This is a genomic window from Candidatus Binataceae bacterium (genome assembly GCA_035508495.1).
In the GTDB taxonomy this organism is placed as follows: Bacteria; Desulfobacterota; Binatia; order Binatales; family Binataceae; genus JASHPB01.
On the sequence record DATJMX010000026.1, the window covers coordinates 1 to 17482 of the forward strand.

The window sequence follows — 17482 nt, forward strand, 5'->3', positions numbered from 1 at the left end:
ACGTGATCGTTCCGTCGGCGCTGCTTGGCCGCGAACATTTCGCGGCGCGCACCATCCGTCCGCGAATCCGCGAACGCCTCGACGAGTTTCTCAAGCCGCTTCGCAATCACGCTGTGCGCGTGCGATGGAATCCAAAACGCAAACCCGCGTCTCTCACGCCCGGTCCGGAGCTTCTGCGGATGGTTCATGTCGATTCTTCCGTTCAATGCGTTGCCGGCTTCCGCGGCGGCACTACCCAAGCGCTCGCCGCGCTGCGCCGATTCGTTCGCGCGCGCCTGGCGCATTACAAAGACGATCGCAATCATCCCGAGCTCGATGCGACCAGCCAGCTCTCGCCGTATCTTCACTTCGGTCAGATCGGACCGCATACCGTGGCGCTCGCCGTGCGCGATGCCGATGCGCCCGCGGGAGATCGCGATGCGTTCCTCGAAGAAATGATCGTGCGCCGCGAGCTTGCGATTAACTTCGTGCGCTTCAATCCGCGCTTTAGATCGATTGCGAGCTCGGAGCCGTGGGCGATGCGCACGATCGCCGAGCACGCGCGCGATCCGCGGCCGTGTCGCTACAACGAGCGCCAGCTCGAAAACGCCGAGACTTACGATCCGCTGTGGAACGCCGCGCAGCGTCAGATGGTCCGCACCGGATGGATGCACGGCTACATGCGGATGTACTGGGCGAAGAAGATTCTCGAATGGAGCCGCAGCGCCGGCGACGCGTATCAAATCGCAGTACGACTCAACGATCGCTACGAGCTCGACGGCCGCGACCCCAACGGCTACGCCGGAATCGCATGGGCGATCGGCGGCAAGCACGATCGCGCGTGGGGACCCGAGCGCCCCATCTACGGTAAGATTCGCTACATGTCGTTTCAGAGCACCTCGCGCAAGTTCGGTTCACGCGCCTACATTGAACAATGGCGCGACTGACTACATCACGCTCGGCGGAGCGCACAATCAGAATCGGCGTATCGGCGTGTCTGCTTGGCGAAGAAGTGCGCTTCGATGGCGGACATAAGCGCGACGATTTCCTGGTCGATATGCTGGGGCCGTTCGTCGAGTTCGTTACTGTATGCCCCGAGCTCGAGGCGGGGCTCGGCGTGCCGCGCGAATCGCTGAGGCTCGAGCGCGACGGCGATCGGGTGAAGATGATCGGCAACAAATCCCGCACCGATCGCACCGCGCTGATGGAACGGTTCGCCACCCGCCGCACGGACGAACTCGACGCGGAGGATCTCTGCGGTTACGTGCTGAAGAAAAACTCGCCGAGCTGTGGGATGGAGCGCGTGCGCATCTATGCCAATTCGGGGATGCCTTCGCGTGATGGCGTCGGCATTTTCGCCGCGGCGCTCATGAGGCGCTTTCCGAATTTGCCGATCGAAGAGGAAGGGCGGCTCAACGAGCCCCGCCTGCGCGAGAATTTCATCGAGCGGATCTTCGCGTATCGACGGCTGCGATCATTTTTTGCCTCGCGATGGACGCTCGGCGGCCTCGTTGGCTTCCATACGGCGCACAAGCTCGTGCTGATGGCGCATTCGCCGCAGGCCTATTCGGAACTCGGTCGCTTCGTCGCGAATGCGAAGCAAATTTCACGCGCCGAGGTGCGCGAACATTACATCGGCAACACGATGGCCGCGCTCAGCAAGCCTGCGACCCGCGCCCGTCACGTCAACGTGCTGCAGCACATGGCCGGCTACCTGCGCGAGCATCTCGATTCACCCGCGCGCGCCGAGCTCGCCGAATTGATCGACGACTACCGCAACGGCCTCGTGCCGCTCGTCGTGCCGCTAACTATGCTCCGGCACTACGTGCACCGCTTCGATATCGCCTACCTGCGCGGCCAGGTTTACCTCGATCCACATCCCAAGGAGCTGATGCTCCGCAACCATGTGTGAGACCTAATTTTCGTGAAGGGCGCGCAGCGCGAGGCCACGGGCGACTGAGGTGAATTCGTTGCCCATTCTGATTCGGTCGGCGCCGAAGCGGTTGGTGAAGATTCGGCGCACGGCGGGGACGAACGACGATCCGCCGGTGAGGAATACGCTATCGATTTTTTCGGGCGCGACGGCGGTGCTTGCGATCAAGCGATCGACGCATCCCGCGATGTCTTCGAGGTAGCGCGCGATCCATTTTTCAAATTCGGGCCGCGCAACTGTGGCAACGATCTCGATCGGTCCGTCGCGGAACTCGAAGCCCGCTGATTCGAGATCCGAAAGCGCGAGCTTGGTCTGCTCGACCGATCGAAAGAGGTAATAGCCGAGATCGTAGTCAACCACGCGGATGAACGCGGCGATCTTGTCGGGCTCGAGCGACTGATGCTTCAGGTCTTCGAGCTTCGCCATCGTAATCGGCGCTTTCAGGATCGACAGGTAGTGCCATCGCTCGAGCCGCGTGTATGGCCATGTCGGCGCGGGCAGCACGACACCGTACGGAGTCTTATAGCGGCTGCCGCGTCCGAGCGCCGGCGCAACCAGGTAGCGCATGATGCGGCCATCGAAAGCGTCGCCCGCGATCGCGACGCCGTCGTTGCCAAGAATTTCGTAGCGTGGCGGCGCGGCCGCTCCAGAAGCGGGTGCCAGCTTGAGCAGTGAAAAATCGCTCGTGCCGCCGCCAAAGTCTCCGATGAGAACGACCTCTTCGCGCCCGATGCGCATCGCGTAGTCATACGCTGCAGCGACGGGCTCGTACTCGAAGATCACGTCATCCCATCCCGCGCGGCGCACGGCTACATCGAGGCGGCTGCGCGCGAGACTGTCATCAGCAGTAACCGAGGACGCGAAGTTCACCGGCCGTCCCACGACTACGCGCGGCGGCAGCTTGCCGAACTGCGCGATCGCGGCGTCGCGCAACGAGTTCAGGATCGGCGCAATGAGATCGCCGAGCGCGTAGGTCTCGCCCATGATATCAGTGCTGTCGAAAGTCCGATCGGCAAGAAATGACTTGAGCGATTGGATGAGACGGCCCTGGCCTCCCGCTTGGAGATAGCGCCGGATCGCATCATTGCCCACCGCGAGCGGCGCCTCGGTGCCGCCGGTTTCCTCGATCGCCTCGAAGAAGAGGATCGAGCGGAAGGTGTCGGCCATCGCCCGCGCATCGGCGGTGCGAAAGCTCGCCAGCCGCGGCTCGCCCGACCCGTCGATGATCGCAATCGCGCTGTTGGTGGTGCCGAAATCGACGCCGACCGCGCGCACCTCAGTACTCATTTTCGTGGTACCTCATCCAACCAGCGTTGCGGCGCGTTGAATCGTTGTCAACGTGGAGCTTTCCGCATATACTTGCCAAAGCATGAGGATGACGACCGGAATCGTCATCGCGAACGGAACGGACGAGGCAACTCGTCCGTTTTTGTTTTCGGCAGCTTCATCGCGCCGGCGGTTTCTGCGAGACTTGGGCGTGGCCCTCACGGCCGCGCGATTTTGATGAAGCTTAAAATCTCACTGATACCATTACTATTGAGCGGAGTGCTGATGCTCGCGGCTGCGGGGTGCGGCGAAGTGCAGGGCGACGACTATAAGCCCGTGCCGATGTCGGCGTCGAAGAGCGTGATTTACATCTACCGCCCGTGGCACTTCCTCGGTTCGGGAAATTCACCGATGGTCACCTGCGGGCACGATAGTATCGAGCTCGAGGCCGGCGGCTATCACACCTTCTACAACGACGCGGGTCCGGTAACCTGCACCGCGGGAGGCACCGCCAGTCCGCTTCAATTCACCGCCGAGCCCGACGGCGCCTACTACGTGCGCGAGGAGTATGGCAGCAACGGCCAGGTTCATCTCGCCGTGGTCGATACTGATCTCGCGAAGGGCGAGATCAAGGAATGCCGCCTGCAATCGGTCGCGCAAGCGCCGAGCGCGCAATGAGGAGAGAATTCGCATGCCGCGTATCGTGAGCCTGCTGCCAAGTGCGACCGAGATCGTATGCGCGCTGGGATTCGAAAACGATCTCGTCGGACGCTCGCACGAATGCGATTTCCCCGTATCAGTGGCGCGGCTGCCCGTACTGACGGAGCCCAAGTTCAAGCCCCAGGGCTCGAGCGCGCAGATCGATCGCGATGTGAAGCGAATCGTCGCCGATGCGCTCGCGGTCTACCGCGTAGACGCAGACAAGTTGCGCGCGCTGCGCCCTGACGCGATCGTCACGCAATCGCAATGCGAGGTGTGCGCCGTAAACGAGAGCGAGGTGCAGGAGGCGGTCGCCGATTGGATCGGCGCGCCGCCGAAGATCGTATCGCTTAAGCCCTACGGGCTCGCCGACTTGTTCAATGACATGCAGTACGTGGCGGATGCGCTCGACGCACATCAGCGCGGCGTCGATTTGACTCAGCGCCTGCGCACGCGGATGGCCGATATCGCGGCCAAGGCACAGCACACCAAATCGCGCCCGTCGCTTGCGACGATCGAATGGCTCGATCCGTTGATGGCGGCGGCGAACTGGATGCCCGAGCTCATCGAGCAGGCGGGCGGCGTCAACCTGTTCGGCCAGCCGGGCGAGCATTCGCCCAAGATGACGTTCGACGAATTCGCGGCGAAGGATCCCGATGCGATCCTGATCTCACCCTGCGGCTTTCCGATCGCGCGCACGATGGACGAAACCGATACACTCACGCGGCGCGAAGGATGGGCAACGCTGCGTGCGGTGCGCGAGGGCAGAGTCTTCGTCGCCGACGGCAATCAGTATTTCAATCGCCCGGGACCGCGAATCGTCGATTCGCTCGAAATTCTCGCCGAGATTATCCATCCCGAAATTTTCAGCTTCGGTCACGAAGGCTCCGGCTGGCGCCGGCTCTAGCCGCCGTTCTTTTTCGCGAGATAAGCGAGTCCGGCCTTCATCGGCGTGAGCTGAATTTTGAAGTCTGCGACGAGCGGCGCGATGTTGCAGGCGTTGTCTGCGGTGACGAACGTGACCGCGTCGCGTGACAGCATTGGCTTCGGCAGCTTTTCAGCGATTGCGCCGAACGCGCGCATGAGAGTTTCAGGAACATGGATGATTGGCCGGTGAATGCCGCTGGCTTCCATCACGGCCTTCATCATCTCATCGAAAGTTATCAGGTCGGGGCCTCCCACATCGTAACTCTCGTTCGCACCTTTGCCCGTGAACGCAAGTGCAACGCAGGCCGCGAGATCGTCGACGAGCACGGGCTGCACCTTCTGCTGCCCAGTGCCGGGAACGGGAAAGATCGGCGCGAGACGCATCGCCTTGACGAAACCGTTGAGCACCTTGTCTTCCGGTCCGTAAACGAGCGACGGGCGGAAAATCGTGTAGGTCAAACCCGATTCGCGGATCGCGCGCTCTGCCAGCCCCTTGGCGCGAAAGCCGGGATGAAGGCTCGTCTCGTCGGCCGCCGCGCCGCTTATGTAGATGAACTGCGCGATGTTCTCCGCCTTGGCGGCATCGAGCAGCGCGACCGTGCCGGCGAAGTCGACACGCTCGAACGTAAGCCCGCGCGAGGGATTCTCTACCGGATAACCGTCGAACTGCGTCGCATTCACGACCGTAGTCGCGCCCGCGAGCGCGTCGCGCAGCGACGCCGACACCGTCACGTCGCCCTTCACGAACTCGGCGTTGGGTATCGTGATTTGTGCGCGCGCCTGGTCGGGATTGCGTGAGAGTATTCGCACTCGCGTGCCCGGCAATGAGGAAAGTCGCCGCGCGATTGCGCGGCCGATGAATCCCGATCCCCCCGCGATCGCAACCAGTCTGTGCTCCATGGAACCTCGTGTGGAAACGAGGCTACCTCGCCAGCGTGGCCGGGAGAAGCCTTAGAAGCTGCGCCAGTTCGAATCGAACGCGGCGCGAGTCAGCAGCTCACCGCGACCGCGACGCGCATCATCGCGGCGATTTGTGACGATCGCCTCGCCGCGCGAGATTGTCATAGCGGGCCAGCCCGTGACCTCGAAGCCTTCGAACGGATCGTAGTCGGCACGGGAGTGCATCTCGGGACTGTGCACCGTCACCTTGCGGTTCGGATCAAAAATGACGAGGTCGGCGTCCGCGCCTTCGACGATTGCGCCCTTGCGCGGGTAGAGCCCGAAAATGCGCGCAGGATTAGTCGCGACGAGATCGACCATCCGCTCGAGCGAGATACGGCCCTTCGCAACGCCCTCGGAATAAAGCATCGGCACGAGAGTTTCGAGGTTCGACATCCCCGGCATCACGCGCGTGAAGCGATTGGCCGAGCGCTTGTGACCGAGCGTCCAACTGCAATGATCGGTCGCGACGACATCGACGGTGCCGTCCGCGAGCGCTTCCCAGATTGCCTCGCGATGCTCCTCGGTGCGCAGCGGAGGATAGCCGACATAGCGCGCGCCATCCGGCTCATGGAACCGCTCTTCGGTGAGATAGAGATAGATTGGCCGCGTTTCGGCGAGGACGGCGCGGCCGTTGGAGCGCGCCGCGCGAATCGCGGCGATCGCATCGCGCGACGAGAGATGCACGAAGTATGCGGGGGCGCCGCCCGCCACCTGCGTCATCGCCAGCGCACGCTTCACCGCCGCGCCCTCGACAATCGGCGGGCGGCTGGCGGGAAAATGCTCGACGCTCTGCTTGCCGGCCCGCAGCAGCATCTCGGTGCAGTAGCCGATAAGATTTTCGTCCTCGGCGTGAATCGTCAGCAGCGCGCCCGCTTCGCCCGCGGTTCGAAAGGCGCGCAGGAAGTCTCTCGCGCGCGCCTCGAAGTTCATCATCATGAAGATCTTGAAACTGGTGAAGCCGCGCTCGACCATCCGCGGAATCTCGGCGATCGCTTCGGGCGTCGGATCGAGCAGCGCGATATGAAACCCGTAGTCGATAACGGCGCGGCCTTCCGCCTTCGCCTGCCATTTCTCGATCGCGCCCGCGAGCGTGCCGCCCTGGGCCTGGAAAGCGTAGTCGATGATCGACGTCACGCCTCCAGCCGCGGCCGCGACGGTGCCTGACTCGAAGTCATCGATCGTGTGGAGATTGAACATCTCGGCGTCGAGATGCGTATGCGGATCGACGGCGCCCGGCAGCAGCAGCATCCCCCGCGCATCGATCGTTTTTGCCGTCGCGCCGAGCGATCCCGGCGCTCCGATCTTCGCGATCGTGCCACCACTGATCGCCACGTCGGCCAACGACGATCCCGCGCGCGTCACAACCGTCGCGCCGGTTATCGCGAGATCGAACGCCGCGGGCGCGCTCACTTAGCGTTTCCTCTTTCTAACCTTAGAGCCGATTTGGCGTACGACGTTGCGGCGCCGGCGCCGTTTTTCTTCGAGGCGAACCTCGGGCTGAGGTGCGGTGGCGGCAGCTTGTTCGGAATACTGCGTCAGGCTGAAGCGCGAAACTTCCGGCGGGCAATTGATGCGGATGCGCAGCCAGAAAGTGCCGAGGCCGCGATTGGTGTAGATGTAAAAATCCTCGTAGCGATTGAGTCCCGAATAGAACTGCTTGCCGATCTTGAGAATCGACTTGAGCGGCGAGCCGTAAAACGGAATTCGCACCACGCCACCGTGGGTGTGCCCGGATAGCATCACGCCCGGTTTCAGGTGACGCGCATAGAGAGCAGTGTCGGGATTGTGCGCGAGCACGATCGTGGCGTCGTCGGCGCCGACATTGGCAAACGCGCGCGCGGGTTCAGCCCGCCGCGACCACAGGTCATCGATTCCGACGATCACTAGTTCCTCGCCGCGCAGCCTGAGCCGGCGGCTCTCGTTAATGAGAACATCAGCGTTCGAATGCTTGAGCGTGGTCGCTATCTGATCGGCGGATGACCAGTGGTCATGATTGCCCAGGATCGCGAACACGCCGAGGCGCGGCTTCAAGTGCCGCAGCGAATCGCGAAACTCGCCGAGATAGCGGCGCATCGTGTCAGGCCCGGAAAAGTAGTCGCCGGTCAGAAAAACGAAGTCCGGATGCTCCTGGTTGATCGCTTCGACCGCGCCATGTAGGCGCGCCACGTCTTCATCGCGATCGAGATGAAAATCGCTGATCTGGCAGGCGACGACGCCGCTCAGCGCTTCGGGTAATTCGCGGACCGGCAGCGCGATCTCGGAGACCAACACGTTGTCGATCGTGCGCCGCCACATGCGATGTAGCGGACGCAACGCGAGGGGCGGTTTGCGGCGCGGCACGGCCTGAGTGGCGCGCCGAGGCCGCTCATCCTGCGGTTCGTGTTTCCTTAAGCCCGCGGTGGACATCACAATCAGCCTATCAGAATAGCTCGATCAGGCGTCGAAAGGTACTCACTTCAATGACGCGACCTTCGACCATCTCGATTTCCTCGTGCTCGAGGTCCCAGGTATGGGGATGCGGGATGTAGACCGCGCGCAGGCCGGCTTTGACGGCGGGATTGATGTCGGAGCGCGGGCTGTTGCCGATCATGAAGGTTTCTTCGCAATCGAGATTCGCTTCCTGCACCAGGCGCTGATAGGCCTCGACGTCTTTTTCGCGCGGCGTCTCGACCCGATCGAACAGATGGCCGAGCTTGGAGCGGTCGAGCTTGCGCAACTGCTCGTCGCGCTGACCCTTGGTGAACATCATCAGGCGATGGCGCTTGGCGAGATCCTTCACGGTGGGTTCGACGCCGGGCAATAGCTCGCAATGCCGCTCCATCAGATTCGCGCCGATTCGTTCGATCTCATCGCGAAGCCCGGAGTCGTCATCTCCCTGCGTCATATCAGAGGCCGCGCGATGGAGCGCGAGAATATAGGGACGGCGGCCGTAACCGTGCGATTTGATCAGCTCGAGCTCGGCTTTGCGGACGGCGTCGTGAATCTTGATTCGATCGAGCGGAAGCCCGGCGTCGATGACCGCCGCCGCGAATTCGTCGAAGGCTTCAAGGAAATGAATATTCGAGTCCCAGAGCGTGTCGTCAGCATCGAAGATTAGATTCAAACGTGAGGCGCCAAATGAGCCCATCGCTCTTTGATCCTAACCCCATCCGGCAACCGTGGCAAATTTTAAGAATCAGCCGCCGCCGGCCGGCAGGATCATCAATGCTCCCGTAGAAGGGTTACGCCCGACGTAAACCTCGGTTTCGTAGACGCGGCGCAGGTTGTCGGCGGTGAGAATTTCGGCCGGCGGACCGCATCCCACGGCCGCGCCGTCTTTCATGAGCATTACGCGATCAGCATATATCGCCGCGGCGTTCAGATCGTGCATCGTGGCGACGACCGACATCGCGCGCGCCGCGCACAACTCGCGGAACACCGTCATGATTTCGGCCACGTGCTTCAGATCGAGAAACGCTGTCGGCTCATCGAGCAGCGTCACGCGCGGTTCCTGTGCCACGGCTCGCGCGAGGAAAACCCGCTTGCGCTCACCGCCGGAGAGTTCCTGGATATGGCGATGCGCAAATGGCTCGAGATCGAAGCGCGCCAGCGCGGCGCTCGCGATTTCGAGATCGCGCGGCGATTCGAAATGAAACGCGCCAAGATGCGGCGCGCGGCCCATCAAGACGACTTCGAGCACCGAGAATCGAAATGCGACGGCGTTCTCCTGGTTGACGACGGCGACGCTGCGCGCGAGCTCGCGGCGATCGAAGGCGTCGAGCGAGCGGCCGAGCAGCTCGACCTTGCCCGACGCGGGACGCATCGCACCGCCGAGGACTTTCAGCAGGGTCGATTTGCCAGCGCCGTTGGGGCCCACGATTGCGAGCATTTCTCCTGCGCTCACTTCGAGTGAAATCGCGCGCAACACATCGATATCGCCGTAGCCGGCGCGGATGCTTTCGGCGCGCAGCGCTGGCGTGGGATTCATAGCGAAAACGGCCGGCGGCTCTCGCGCCGCAGCATCAGGATGAAGAACGGACCGCCGCAGAGCGCCGTGATCGCACCGACGGGAATTTCGGCGGGAGCGATCACGATACGCGCGAGGAGATCCGCGGCGACCATGAATGCCGCCCCGCCGATCAGCGAGGCGGGCAGCAGCAGCCGATGATCGGAGCCGAACGCCAGGCGCAAGGTATGCGGCACGATCAGCCCGACGAAGGTAATAATTCCGCTCACCGAAACAGCCGCACCGATCATGATCGAGGTCGCAAAGAACGTGAGCCGCCGTAGGCGATCCACATTGACCCCAAGCTCCGCCGCGGATTCGTCGCCGAGCGCGAGCAGATTCATATCGCGCGCGTGGAACATAAGAACCGCGAAACCGACGAGGCCGAGCGCGGAAACGATCGCGACTTCGCTGTAGGTCGGCGCCTCGAGACTGCCCATCAGCCAAAAGAGGATGCTGTGCGTGAAATAAAAGTTCACCACGCTGTTCACGAGCATGATCGCCGCGCCCCAGAACGCGTTGAAGATCACGCCGCAGAGCAGGAGCGTCAGCGGATCGAGCTGACCGTCAACGAGCGCGAGGCGATAGACGGCGAGCGTCGAGAGCAGCGCCGCGCCGAATGCGAATAGCGGCACGACGGCCTCGCCACCGCCCAGCCGCGAGAACATCACGAGCGCGACGATCGCGCCAAGCGCGCCGCCGCCGGAGATGCCAAGGATCCCGCCCTCGGCGAGGGGATTGCGCACCAGGGCTTGCAGCGCCGCGCCGACTGAAGCGAGCACCGCGCCGATCGCGATACCCATCAGCACCCGCGGCAGCCGCGCGGCGAAGAAGATCGCATGGTCGGGACTCGACGGGTCGGAAATCGCGCGCAGCAGACTGATATGAACGCTGCCGAACGAAACCGCGATGAGCGCGCATGCAGCGAGGATCGCGATCAAGCTGCCGAGGATCGCGAACATCCGCCCGCGCGTCAGATGCGCTCGCGAGAGATCATGCGTGCGCATCGGCGATCGCGCCGGTTCGTTGACTTTGAGCTTAGGAATCGGCGAAGCGCTCATCTCGATGTCACTTTCGCGGTACTGAACGCGGCGGGATGAATCAGCGTCGCGAGCATCTGCAGCGACTGCCCGACGCGCGGGCCGGCGTGCAGAATCGGATCGTCGGGATAGCCGAACACGCGATGGTTGATCACGGCGGGAATCGTTGGATAGCGATCCCAGTACTTCACCGGGCGCGACGGGTCGCTGCCCATCGAGCCGTCGAGGATCACATCGGGGCGCATAGCAATAACGTACTCGACACTGAGCCGCGGCCACTGCTCGCCGGAAACGTCGGCGATATTGTCGGCGCGCGCGATGTGCAGCAGGTCGTCGAGGTAGGTGCCGCGGCCGACCGCCACCATCGGCTGATGGCCGACGAGCATCAGCACGCGCGGCGCGGAGGCACTGGCAAGCCGCTCGCGCACCTCGCCGATCTGCGAATGAATTTGTGCGACGAGGTCGCGCGCCTCACGTTCGCGTCCGGTCGCGGCGCCAATCCGGTTAATGCTGTCTTCGATCTGATCGAGTGACTCGTCCTGGGCGAGTACGATTGGATAGCCCAGCTTCGCAAGCGCGCGCAGCTCGCGTTGATCGGACGAAAGCCCGAGCCCGGCGATCAGCGTCGGCCGCAGTCCGATGATCGACTCGAGATTCGGCGTGAGGAACGTGCCGACTTTCGGCAGCTTCGTCACCTCGGGCGGGTAGTCGCAATAGCGCGAAACGCCGACCACTTCGGGACCGGCGCCGAGCGCGAACAGATCTTCGGTTACCGAAGGAGCGAGCGATACAATCCGCATCGGCGCGGCGCTCACGGCCGCAAGTAGAAAGAAGAGGCAGACAGCAATCGCGAGGCGGAAAAATCTCACACGGCAAAGCTATCCGATTCCGACGCGGCGCGTAATCGGGTTGCATCGGCGCGCGTAGCTAATCTAGCCTCCCGTGCAACAAAGCTTTGGCAATCGTAAAGTCAATCGATGGCAGTTCTGGTTCCCCTTCCCTTGCGGGTAGGGGTTAGGTCGTGCTTGTGATCAGCCACCAGAGAATCGACCTAACTCTCTTTCCCTTCCCGCATCGGGAAGGGAAGTCTGTCCCGCGAACGATTGCAACGAAGGCGCGGCAACGCATCAGTCCAGGACTGTCGTTGCTGCGTTCTCATACGGCTTCCATCACAAGGAGTTAGCTCTAGTGTTCAAGTTCGCCATTTGCATCAAGCAGATTCCGCTTATCGAAGAAGCCAACTTCGACGCCGCCACCAAGACCATCAAGCGCGACGGTCCCAACGTGATCAGCGCTTTCGACTTGCGCGCGGTCTCGCTCGCTGCCGAGCTCAAGGCCAGGCATGGCGGCGAAACCACCGTCGTCACAATGGGACCGCCGCAGGCGCGCGACGCGCTGATGGACGCGCTGGCGATGGGGATGGACAAGGCGGTGCATCTTACGGATCGCGGGTTCGCGGGTTCTGACACGCTCGCGACAGCGAAAGTGCTCGCGGCGTTCCTTAAGCGCGAGAAGTTCGACCTCATCTTGCTCGGCAAGTATTCGCTCGATGCTGAGACGGGGCAGGTTGGTCCTGAGATCGCGGAGCTGATTGGCGCCGCGCAGATAACCGGCGCGCGCAAGGTCGAGCTCGACGGGCATACGATCCGCGCCGAGCGCGAAAGCGACGAGGGCTACGAAGAAGTCGAAGCCGCGCTGCCTGTGGTGCTGACCTGTGCCGAGCGCGTCGCGCAACCGATCAAGGTGAAGCCGGGCGCGGCCGACGCGGCGGCATCGAAACCGCTGGCCGTGCTTAGCGCGGGCAACCTCGGCGCCGATCCGCGCAAGCTCGGACTTGCGGGCTCGCCGACCTGGGTCGAGGAGATCCGAATCGTCGAAACGATCAAGTCCGAGTGTAAACAGATTGACACCAGCGATCCGGAGCGCGCCGCCGCTGCGGTAATCGAAGAGCTCGATCGAGTTGGCGCACTCGCGCCGCGCGAGCACCATCGGCGCCACATTGCGAAGGATATTCGCGCGAGCGTGCGCGGGCGCGACGTGTGGGTCGCATGTGAAACCGACCTCGAAGGCCGCGTTACGCGCGGCACGCTCGAGCTATTGTCCACGGCTGACGAGCTCACGGCGAAGCTCGGCGGCGCGGTGGTTGCCGTTGGATTTCCGGCGTCGATCGCAAAGCACGCGGGACTGCTCGCGAGCTACGGCGCCGACCGCGTCATCGCAATCGATAGTCCTGCACTCAACCCGTACACGCCCGAAGCTGCTGCGGAAGCGGTGGGGCGCCTCGTCAAGGATCGCGAACCGTGGGGTTTATTGCTGGGCGCGACCGAGCGCGGGCGCGATTGGGGACCGCGGCTGGCCGCGCGACTCGGGCTCGGACTGACCGGAGATGCGATCGGGCTCGAGCTCGATGCCCAGCAGCGGATGATTGCGCTCAAGCCGGCCTTCGGCGGAAATATCGTCGCGCCGATTTTTTCAAAAACGTATCCGCAGATGGCGACCGTGCGGCAAGGCGTTCTCGAGCTCGCGGACCCGTGCGCGGAGCGCTCGGCCGAAATCGAAATCGCGCGGCCCGAGGTCGGCGCGCCGAAGAGCCGGCTTATCAAGGAGCATTCACTGCTCGACACGACGATCCTTCCGCTCGATGGCGCTGAGGTTGTGGTCGGAGTCGGCGTCGGAATCGGCGGAGCGGAAGGCGTTGCGAAAGTTTCGAAATTCGCGCGCACAATCGGCGCTGCGATCTGCGCCACGCGGCGCGTCACGGACCAGGGATGGATTCCGCGCCAGGTGCAGGTGGGCCTTACGGGCAAGTCGATCGATCCGCGGCTCTATTTCGCGATTGCGGTGCGCGGCGCGCCGAATCACACCTGCGGCCTCAAGCGCGCGCAGACGATTGTTGCGATCAACAACGATCCCGAAGCGACGATCTTCGAGCGCGCCAACATCGGCCTCGTCGGCGACTGGCAAACGCTCCTGCCACCATTGCAGGACGCGCTGCAGCGCCGCCTCGCATAGCGAATTTCCGAACCCTCGCAGCGAGGAGCGGGTTGTAAACCTGGGTTCGTCACCGAAATCCCTCCCCCTGACCTGGGGCAGGTCGGCGCCGCAACGCGGCGCCGGGTGAGGGTTGCCTGTTGACTGCTTGAAGTCGTTACGCGCCGATGACTTCGTGCGCAGGTGTTTTGTCGATCCGCAGGCGACCCTCATGCGGCGCGTGCTTCGTGCGGGGCAAGCTCTCGCTGGTCAGGTCGGAGAGAGGTATTAGAGTCTAGTTTGCTAGGGCGTGGGGATAACTGGTTGTCAGCCGAGGCATTTCGAGGCCTAGCTGATCGCATTTTTTCTCGAGCATCGTGACGTAGAGCTCGGCCAGTTCTTCGTTGTCGCGGGTTTTCAGGCCGTAGCGGATACAATCGTAGGTAAACCCGCTGCCGGGCGGGCCGAAGAAATTCACTGCGCGCGGGAGCCATTGGCGCAGAGCGGCCTGGACCGCCTCGCGGCCGAAGCGGTCGATCGCGGCGCCCAGCTGCTCGAGCGCGAACATGTCGTGCTCGGCTTCTTCTTCGAGGATGACTTCGGCGGCGCGCGCATGCGGCGTGTAGCTCGAATCCTTGTAATTGACGCCGATCATGATGAGGCCGGTGGAATCGACGCTGAGCGACGCCATCAGGAAGTCGAGCTCGCCCGTGAAGCGCCCGGCAAAGTAGCTCGGCGCGTCGAATGACGGCGCCTTGATGACCGTGATCATCGAGCGATCGGCGGCCTGCTGCGTGATGCCGATTTCCTCGAGCGCGCGATAGACGAGGCGCGCATGCTTGCGCTCCTCGCCGAGGTTCTTGCGCAGGATCGGCTCGAGCATCGGATTGGCGAGCGTCTCGATCGCGCGCTCATAGCCAAGCGCCGTCAGCTTCTCAGCCATCGCGTGAGCGGCGAGCAACCGCGACAGTACCTTCACGTAATGCGGATCGATGCGGCCCGCCTTGATTTCATCGGCGCCGATCGAATTCGGCGGATACTCACGCCGGACTGGCATCGTCTCTCACTAATGCGCCGCGCGCGTAGGCAGATAGACCGTTGCGCTGCCGGGCGTGGTCTTTTCGCCCTTGGCGTTCTCGAGCCAGATCTCGCAATCGACGGCGGGACGGCCCGCGTCGGTGTATTTCTTCGTCACCTTGCCGCGGCAGATTACCTTGCTGGCGGGCTGATCCATGCCGCGATATTGCACGGAGAGCTTGCGCACCCATCCCTGCTCACCCGCGAAGTCGGTCATGAGCTGGCCGAGGAACGCATTCTTGAGCGCGCCGTGCAGAATAACGCCGGGCAGCTTGTTGGCGAGCGCGAAGTCCTTGTCGTAATGAATCTGGTAGAAGTCACCGGATGCGCCAGCATACTTTACGAGCTGTTGCGTCGTGGGATCCTTCTCCAGCGGTGCGATTTCGCTGCCGACTTCGACGTCTTCGAAATAAGTCTGCTTCGCCATCAGAGTCTCTCCCGTCCTAGTAGCGGATGCCGGTCGAGCGCTGCGTCGCGCACAGCTCGCCGAACTGGTTGGTGTAGCTGGTCTCGATCGTGATGAAGACCATCGGACCGAGGCGGCCTTCGGACTCGCGCAGGTCGGCGAGCTTCGATTGTACGGTGATTCGATCTCCAGGGCGAATCGGATGGAAATATTCCCAGTCCGAGCCGCCGTCGAGGCCGCGGAACGATTCGCCGAGCGCTGGCAGGGTGACGTTGGGAATCGGCGAGCCGAGCGAGCGGCAGAAAGTCGGCGGCGCGATCATGCCGCCGAAGCGCGTTTTGCGCGCGCCGGACTCGTCGTTGAAGAGCGGGCTCGTATCGCCGATCGCTTCGGCGAAGCGCCGAATCGCGCCGCGCTCAACCTCGTAGGTTCGCGCCTCTCCCGTCTTGCCGATTTGCTTGCGGACCTCGTCAGTCACGACCTTGTTCGCCATCGCAGGAACACCTTCGCTGAATTTGACCTTGTATTAGCACAGGGCGCACGATCTCGTTAATGGCGTCCGCGCATAATTCGGCGCGCTCACAGCGAAAATTCCACGGAGAAATTCAGATGGCCAAGCTCAGTGCCGAACAGATCGCCGATAAGCTCAAAGCCCTGCCGGGATGGGAATACAAGAACAATGCGCTCGTGAAGCAGATCAAGTTCAAAGAGTTCATGGACGGGATCGAATTTGTCGGCCGTATCGCGGAGATCGCCGAAGCCGCCGACCATCATCCGGACATGACGATCAACTACACGCGCATCACATTCTCATGCTCGACGCATACTGACGGCGGCGTGACTGACAAGGACATCAAGCTCGCGACGAATATCGAGGCTGCGTATGCCGACGTGAAGCATTGAAGAATCAGGCAGACCACTAAGTCACCAAGACACGAAGCGAAGCCGCGCTGCGCGGCTTCGAATAGCTTTTTCTTGTGCCCTCGTGCCTTTGTGGCGATCTCTGAAATTCTGTTGCTGAGCTTCAGGCGAGCCAGACCGTGTATTTCGGCGGGAAAGTGCCGTGGCCGCCGGGATATTTCGCCCACATCACGCGCTCGATTCGAAACTCGACGGCGACTTCGTCGTTGGTCGAGGTCATGCCGCGCGCAACCTGGTCGGCGCGGACGGCGGCGGCGATTGACTCGTCGTTGATGACAGCGGCACGACCCATCACCAGGAATTCGTCATCGTTCTCGTTCGGCGGGAAGGTATGGAGCGCGTAGCGGCCGTCGCGCTTCAGATCGCCGAACTTGTAAGTTGTCGAGAGGATCAGCGCGTAAAGGCGGCCGTTCACGACGGTCGGGCAAATCGGATGCAGCCGCGGACCGCCGTCCTTGCGAATCGTCGCGAGAAAGGCGAGTCCGGGCCCGTGCTGATAAAGAAGCTTTTTGCCCGCCGCGGCCATCTCAGGTTCGACATCTTCGAAATCCTGCCACGAAGCCATGGATTGCTGACCTCCCGATGCGATTGATTTTGAGCGACCGAAGGCAGCATAGTTTCGCTTTTTCTTCGCTAAGTCAAGCGGGTGATTAGTAAGATGTTGACACCGATTCATCTGAGTGCTATTATTTGACTATGCAAACACTAGACGCCTTCGATCGACGCTTTGGGAACGAGAATGCTTGCCGCGAGTACATCAAGAACATGCGTTGGCCCGATGGTGTCGTGAAATGCCCTCGCTGCAAGAACGAAAAAGTGTACGAACTCAAGGCAAGGCCATTCAACTGGCTTTGCAAGAGCGGCAAAGAAAGCGTGAACAAAGAGACCGGCGAAGTATTCGTCTGTAACAAGCAGAACGGCTATCGGTTCAGCGTTATCACGCACACAATTCTTGAGAACACGAAGCGTCCGCTCAAGTCGTGGTTCAAAATCGGATACTTAATGCTGACCTCGAAGAAAGGTATCAGCGCTCTACAGATTCATCGAATGATGTATGGATCGAAGCATCTGAACAATTATCACACGACTTGGTATCAGTGTATGCGCCTTCGCTCGGCGATGAAGGATTCGCAATGGGAAAAGCTAATGGGCGTGGTCGAGGTCGATGAGGTTTACCTCGGCGGAAAAGAGCGCAACAAACACGTCGGCCAGCGGCAGCGTGGTAATCAGGGCAAGAAGGGTAAGGTCGAGGTCATCGGCGCGATCGCGCGCAAGGGAAACGTGGTCTGCCAAATGGTCGAAGAGACCGATTTTTCGACGTACAACGATTTTGTTCG

The 17482-nt window shown here is 62.2% G+C and carries 19 protein-coding genes; 7 read left to right on the forward strand and 12 right to left on the reverse strand.

The window, feature by feature from the left end; all coding sequences use genetic code 11:
* On the forward strand, positions 1-926 hold a 926-nt coding region (locus VMA09_09170; GenBank protein HUA33760.1), incomplete at its 5' end, for a hypothetical protein.
* Entirely contained in the window at positions 914-1891 is a 978-nt protein-coding gene (locus VMA09_09175) for a DUF523 and DUF1722 domain-containing protein (GenBank protein ID HUA33761.1), read from the forward strand. The genes VMA09_09170 and VMA09_09175, both read left to right, overlap by 13 nt.
* Positions 1892-1894: 3 nt before the next feature.
* Here VMA09_09175 and VMA09_09180 read toward each other — a convergent pair whose 3' ends face one another.
* Positions 1895-3199 (reverse strand): Hsp70 family protein, encoded by a 1305-nt coding sequence (locus VMA09_09180; protein ID HUA33762.1) that lies wholly within the window; start codon positions 3197-3199, stop codon positions 1895-1897.
* A 216-nt stretch (positions 3200-3415) separates the two neighbouring features.
* Between VMA09_09180 and VMA09_09185 the strand changes: the two genes are divergently transcribed.
* Together VMA09_09185 and VMA09_09190 are read left to right on the forward strand one after the other, a co-directional pair.
* On the forward strand, positions 3416-3856 hold the full coding sequence (locus VMA09_09185; protein ID HUA33763.1) for a hypothetical protein: 441 nt from the start codon (positions 3416-3418) through the stop codon (positions 3854-3856).
* A gap of 13 nt (positions 3857-3869) precedes the next feature.
* Entirely contained in the window at positions 3870-4784 is a 915-nt protein-coding gene (locus VMA09_09190) for a cobalamin-binding protein (protein ID HUA33764.1), read from the forward strand.
* Here VMA09_09190 and VMA09_09195 read toward each other — a convergent pair.
* The 7 genes from VMA09_09195 to VMA09_09225 form a co-directional block, all read right to left on the reverse strand.
* Positions 4781-5704 carry an NAD(P)H-binding protein gene (locus VMA09_09195; protein HUA33765.1) on the reverse strand — a complete coding sequence of 308 codons (924 nt, stop codon included), beginning with the start codon at positions 5702-5704 and terminating at the stop codon, positions 4781-4783. The two genes, VMA09_09190 and VMA09_09195, sit on opposite strands and share 4 nt — an antisense overlap.
* Positions 5705-5755: 51 nt before the next feature.
* Complete coding sequence (hydA, locus tag VMA09_09200) at positions 5756-7156, reverse strand: dihydropyrimidinase (GenBank protein HUA33766.1); 1401 nt, start codon at positions 7154-7156, stop codon at positions 5756-5758.
* Entirely contained in the window at positions 7157-8086 is a 930-nt protein-coding gene (locus VMA09_09205) for a metallophosphoesterase (GenBank protein ID HUA33767.1), read from the reverse strand.
* A 79-nt stretch (positions 8087-8165) separates the two neighbouring features.
* Positions 8166-8873: an HAD family hydrolase gene (locus VMA09_09210; GenBank protein HUA33768.1), complete on the reverse strand. Its 708-nt coding sequence runs from the start codon at positions 8871-8873 to the stop codon at positions 8166-8168.
* A gap of 48 nt (positions 8874-8921) precedes the next feature.
* Complete coding sequence (locus VMA09_09215) at positions 8922-9713, reverse strand: heme ABC transporter ATP-binding protein (protein HUA33769.1); 792 nt, start codon at positions 9711-9713, stop codon at positions 8922-8924.
* Positions 9710-10792: an iron ABC transporter permease gene (locus VMA09_09220; protein HUA33770.1), complete on the reverse strand. Its 1083-nt coding sequence runs from the start codon at positions 10790-10792 to the stop codon at positions 9710-9712. The genes VMA09_09215 and VMA09_09220 overlap by 4 nt, the downstream gene beginning before the upstream one ends.
* The gene (locus tag VMA09_09225; GenBank protein HUA33771.1) at positions 10789-11640 is read right to left on the reverse strand and encodes a helical backbone metal receptor; all 852 of its coding nucleotides are present in this window, start codon (positions 11638-11640) and stop codon (positions 10789-10791) included. The genes VMA09_09220 and VMA09_09225 overlap by 4 nt, the downstream gene beginning before the upstream one ends.
* A gap of 319 nt (positions 11641-11959) precedes the next feature.
* On the opposite strand from VMA09_09225, the gene VMA09_09230 reads away from it, so the two are divergent.
* Positions 11960-13783, forward strand: coding sequence for an FAD-binding protein (locus tag VMA09_09230; GenBank protein ID HUA33772.1), 1824 nt, complete (start codon positions 11960-11962; stop codon positions 13781-13783).
* Between the two features lie 253 nt (positions 13784-14036).
* Here VMA09_09230 and VMA09_09235 read toward each other — a convergent pair whose 3' ends face one another.
* The 3 genes from VMA09_09235 to VMA09_09245 are packed head-to-tail and all read right to left on the reverse strand — an operon-like array spanning position 14037 to position 15717.
* Positions 14037-14798: a Phenylacetic acid catabolic protein gene (locus VMA09_09235; protein HUA33773.1), complete on the reverse strand. Its 762-nt coding sequence runs from the start codon at positions 14796-14798 to the stop codon at positions 14037-14039.
* A 9-nt stretch (positions 14799-14807) separates the two neighbouring features.
* Positions 14808-15245, reverse strand: coding sequence for a MaoC/PaaZ C-terminal domain-containing protein (locus VMA09_09240; protein ID HUA33774.1), 438 nt, complete (start codon positions 15243-15245; stop codon positions 14808-14810).
* Positions 15246-15261: 16 nt separating this feature from the next.
* Positions 15262-15717, reverse strand: a complete 456-nt coding sequence (locus VMA09_09245) for a MaoC family dehydratase N-terminal domain-containing protein (GenBank protein ID HUA33775.1) — start codon at positions 15715-15717, stop codon at positions 15262-15264.
* A 116-nt stretch (positions 15718-15833) separates the two neighbouring features.
* Here VMA09_09245 and VMA09_09250 point away from each other — a divergent pair, with 116 nt between their 5' ends.
* Complete coding sequence (locus VMA09_09250) at positions 15834-16127, forward strand: 4a-hydroxytetrahydrobiopterin dehydratase (protein ID HUA33776.1); 294 nt, start codon at positions 15834-15836, stop codon at positions 16125-16127.
* 121 nt (positions 16128-16248) lie between these two features.
* Here VMA09_09250 and VMA09_09255 read toward each other — a convergent pair whose 3' ends face one another.
* On the reverse strand, positions 16249-16710 hold the full coding sequence (locus VMA09_09255) for a pyridoxamine 5'-phosphate oxidase family protein (protein ID HUA33777.1): 462 nt from the start codon (positions 16708-16710) through the stop codon (positions 16249-16251).
* 308 nt (positions 16711-17018) lie between these two features.
* On the opposite strand from VMA09_09255, the gene VMA09_09260 reads away from it, so the two are divergent.
* The coding region (locus VMA09_09260) for an IS1595 family transposase (protein ID HUA33778.1) at positions 17019-17482 on the forward strand (464 nt) is incomplete at its 3' end.